Origin of the sequence: Dokdonella sp. (assembly GCF_036518555.1) — a bacterium.
In the GTDB taxonomy this organism is placed as follows: domain Bacteria; phylum Pseudomonadota; class Gammaproteobacteria; order Xanthomonadales; family Rhodanobacteraceae; genus Dokdonella_A.
This window is the reverse complement of the sequence record NZ_DATDMY010000306.1, coordinates 1-3668: the sequence shown is the minus strand read 5'-3', so window position 1 is coordinate 3668 and position 3668 is coordinate 1. Positions and strand designations below refer to the sequence as shown.

Annotated in this window: 4 protein-coding genes and 2 pseudogenes; 4 read left to right on the top strand and 2 right to left on the bottom strand. The window is 70.7% G+C overall.

Features of this window, described 5'->3' with window-relative positions:
* Positions 1 to 697, bottom strand: a pseudogene (locus VI238_RS16395) (energy transducer TonB); the annotation flags it as partial.
* Between the two features lie 32 nt (positions 698 to 729).
* On the opposite strand from VI238_RS16395, the gene VI238_RS16390 reads away from it, so the two are divergent.
* Genes VI238_RS16390 through VI238_RS16375 form a run of 4 tightly spaced genes read left to right on the top strand, consistent with a single transcriptional unit; the run spans position 730 to position 3117 of the window.
* The gene (locus VI238_RS16390; protein ID WP_331653280.1) at positions 730 to 1284 is read left to right on the top strand and encodes a hypothetical protein; all 555 of its coding nucleotides are present in this window, start codon (positions 730 to 732) and stop codon (positions 1282 to 1284) included.
* A gap of 2 nt (positions 1285 to 1286) precedes the next feature.
* Complete coding sequence (locus VI238_RS16385; protein ID WP_331653277.1) at positions 1287 to 1700, top strand: hypothetical protein; 414 nt, start codon at positions 1287 to 1289, stop codon at positions 1698 to 1700.
* Entirely contained in the window at positions 1697 to 2002 is a 306-nt protein-coding gene (locus tag VI238_RS16380) for a hypothetical protein (protein WP_331653275.1), read from the top strand. The genes VI238_RS16385 and VI238_RS16380 overlap by 4 nt, the downstream gene beginning before the upstream one ends.
* Complete coding sequence (locus VI238_RS16375) at positions 1999 to 3117, top strand: AI-2E family transporter (protein WP_331653273.1); 1119 nt, start codon at positions 1999 to 2001, stop codon at positions 3115 to 3117. Before VI238_RS16380 ends, VI238_RS16375 begins: the two co-directional genes overlap by 4 nt.
* Before the next feature lie 449 nt (positions 3118 to 3566).
* Here the strand turns inward: VI238_RS16375 and VI238_RS18805 are convergent.
* A pseudogene (locus tag VI238_RS18805) lies at positions 3567 to 3668 on the bottom strand (met regulon transcriptional regulator MetJ); the annotation flags it as partial.

Genomic DNA, 3668 nt, shown 5'->3' with positions numbered 1-3668 from the left:
CCGGCGTCGCCGCCGGCGTCGCGGCCGCGGTCCCGTCGGCTTCGGTGGTCGCCGCCGGCGTGCCGCCCTGCGCGGTGCGCGTCGCGGCCGCGGCGGCAGCCGCATCCTGCGCCGCCTTCTGCGCAAGGTCGCGGTCGCTCTGCTTCTTCCTGAGATCGAGCTTGCTGCGCAGGATCGTCAGCGTGTAGTTGCTGGGGTCGGCCTTCGCGAGCAGACCCATGATGCGGTTCGCCTCGTCGAAGTTGTTCTGGTTGATCTGGTCTTCCACGCCCGCGGTCGCGAACGGGAACAGCTCGCGCAACGCGTCCTTGGCGCCCGTGTCGTCCGGCTGCTTGGCGATGATGCGCAGGTAGTACTCGAGCGCGTTCTTGCCCGCGGGCGTGACCATGCGGTTATCGCTCATCGCCGCGCGCGCTTCCTTGTAGAGCTCGTCGACGCTGAGGTCCGCGGTCGCCGCGTCCGCGCTCGGCGCGGCGTTGTCGCCCGCCTGCGTGGCTTGCGTCGGCGTGGCCGTCGTCGTGGTGGTCGCGGTGCCGCCACGCCCGAAGAACCACCATGCGGCGACCGCGAGCAGCGCGAGCCCGAGCACGATCACGATGATTTGCGGCAATGCCAGCCCGCGCGTGCGCGGCAGTGGCTTGCCGCGCGCCGCGACGGACCGTGGCGCCGTGGCGCCTTCGCCGATTGGATTCCGCATGTCCACCCTCCCACCTACTGATTGGGGCCCGCGTGCGAGTCGCACGCGAGGCCGATGTCATCCCCTATATGCATATTGCACGCCATGTGCTGCCCGACCTGTGCGGTGTTCGCGTTCAGTTTCGGACATCTAAGCTTGTCCTGCGTGCCGCCGCATCGCAAGCGGAAATGTCGCGGGCGGCAACCGATCCGGTCGTGGCCTTCGCGCACGGTCGTGCCCCGCGGTGTATCCGGGTTCGCCCGCCGCGCCGGCTGCTTGTCGGCGAACCCGCCCGAGGAAGGAGCACGACCATGGCGAACGTACGCGAAATGAAGCATCAGCTGGGTGAAGCGGGCGAGGACGTGGCCGAGGCCGCGGGCGAGAGCATCGAGGCGATGCGCGGCGAACTGCGACGCCTGCGCGAGAAGCTGCGCGCGAACGGAGCGCACCTCGAGGAAGAACTGCGCGAAGCCGGCGAGCGCTTCGCCGAAGGCGCGAAGACATTCGGCTCCGCCGCGGCCGAGCAGGTCAAGGCGCATCCGATGGCCGCGTTCGGGATCGCGTTCGCGGCCGGATTCATCCTCTCGCGCGCGCTGCGCAGGCGCTGAGCATGGACACCCGGCCTTCGCTCGACGAATCGGACGAACCGCACGCCCACGAGTCGGCCGCGAGCGACTTCGCCGCGGCGCGCGACGCGCTCGCGCAAGCGGTCCGCGTCGCCGAGTCGGCGCTGGCGCTGCTGCGCGCGGAGCTGCGCCTCGCGCGCAGCAGCGCGCTGATGCTGCTCTGGCTGTCGTTCGTGCTCGTGTTCCTCGGCGTCGGCGCCTGGCTTGCGACCAGCGCCGCGATCGCGGTCGGCGTGTACCTGCTGAGCGGCAACCTGTTCTTCGGCATCGGCAGCGTCGCGGTCGCCAATGTCGTCGGCATCGTCGTCGTGTTGCGCGCGATGCGCACGTGCTGGCGCGATCTTGCGCTCCCGCGCACGCGCCGCGCGCTCAGCCGCTTCGGCGAGGCACGCGCATGACCACGCTCCGGCGCCATCGCGACCTGCGGCAGGCGGTGCAAGCCGCGGACCGGCGCTGCCGAAACGATCGGGCCGTGTTCGGTCGCGTGCTCGCACGCCTGCGCGCGCGCTTCGACCGCCACGCGCCGGGCTGGCTCCTCGTCGGCGGTGTCGCCTGCGGGGCGATCGCGGCACGAATGCCACTGGTCGCCCTGCTCGGCGCGGGCCGCTTCGTGCTCCATGCCGCGTCGCTCGTGCGGCGACTGCCGATCGCGGCGCTTTCCCGCGGTCGCGCGATGCCGCCGGCGGGAGACGCCGCATGAGCGCCGAACCCGCGGCGGTCGCCGCCGCAGCAGCCGAGGAACCGGTCGTCGAAGTGCGCGCGACCGTCGAGGTCGCGCCGGAAGTGCTGCGCACGCGCCTGCTCGGCGCGCTCGTGACGCTGCTCGTCGCGTACACCTGCGCGGTCGCCGAGGCGATGATCGTGCCGATCCTCGTCGCGATCCTGCTCGGCCTCATGTTCGCTCCGTTCGTGCGCGCGCTCGAGCGCTGGCGCGTGCCGCGATCGCTCAGCTCGCTCGCCGCCGTGGCCGTGGCACTCGCACTCGGCGTCGGCGCGTTCGTGCTGCTGGCCGCGCCTGCGCGCGAATGGATCGCGCGCATGCCGCGCGCGCTCGTCCACGTCGAGTCGGTCGTGCGCGACCTGCGCCGCCCGCTGCAGGCCGCGAGCGAGGCGACGCGCGAACTCGGCAAGCTCGCGAGCATCGACGGCGACGCGAGCGTGCGCGTGGTCGACAGTACCCCGGGCCTGCTGTCGCAGCTCGCGAGCGCGGCACCGACGCTGCTCGCGGGCATCACGGTGATCGTGTTCCTGACGTTCCTGTTCCTGCTGCATGGCGATGCGCTGCTGCGCAAGTTCGTCACGCTCGCGCCGCACCTGCGCGCGAAGCGCGACCTGGTCGAAGCGACGCGGCTCGCGCAGCACGAGCTCTCGCTCTACATGATCACGATCACGCTGATCAACGCGACGCTCGGCCTCGTGACCGCCGCCGCGCTCTACCTCCTCGGCATTCCGGATCCGCTGCTGTGGGGCGGCCTCGCCGCGATGATGAACTTCGCGCCGTTCATCGGCCCCTTGCTGACGGCGTGCGCGCTGACCGTCGCGGGTTTCGCGGAGTTCGCCTCGCCGCTGTCGGCGCTCGCCGCACCGGCCGCGTTCCTCGGCCTGCACCTCGTCGAGGGCCAGCTGGTCACGCCGCACCTCGTCGGCCGCCGGCTCGCGCTCGATCCGGTGATGGTGTTCCTCGCGCTCGTCGTGCTCGGCTGGATCTGGGGCGTCGCCGGGCTGCTGCTCGCCGTGCCATTGATGGCGTGCACGAAGATCATCGCCGAACGCACGCCGGGCGGGCGCGTCGTCGCCGCGCTGCTGTCGCGCTGACGCGGATCGCGCGCGCGCGCGCTCGCGTCGCCGGGGTGGACGGTGATCGCAGACGGTGGGAATGATCGGAAGGAAGAGCCGGAGGGGAAATTCTCTCCCTGCGCTGGGCGTATCCGCAGGGAGAGATCAGTGGCTTTCCGATGGTGCTTGTTGTTGCGGTGGAACGTGTCGCGGTTACGTCTTCGGGACTGCTGCGCTACCTGGTTCCGGCAGTGCCGCGTCGTCCCTGGACCGCCCGTCGACGACGGGCGGCCCGGGTGGTCTTACTTGGCCTTCTTGGCAGCCTTCTTGACGGCCTTCTTGGCAGCCTTCTTCGCTGCCGGCTTCTTCGCCGCGCCGGTCTTGCGCGCGGTTGCGGTCTTGGCCTTCGCCGTGGTCTTGCGCACCGCTTTCTTCGCGGCCTTCTTGGCGGCGGGTTTCTTCTTCGCAGCTGCTTTCTTCATAGCCATATCGCGTCTTAGCTCCTCGTCAGTTGGCAGTGGTTGCCCAGTAAAAGCGTGAAGGAAGGCTTCACACAGCAGATCGCTGTTCGTGGCGTGGCGCAGGTTTCC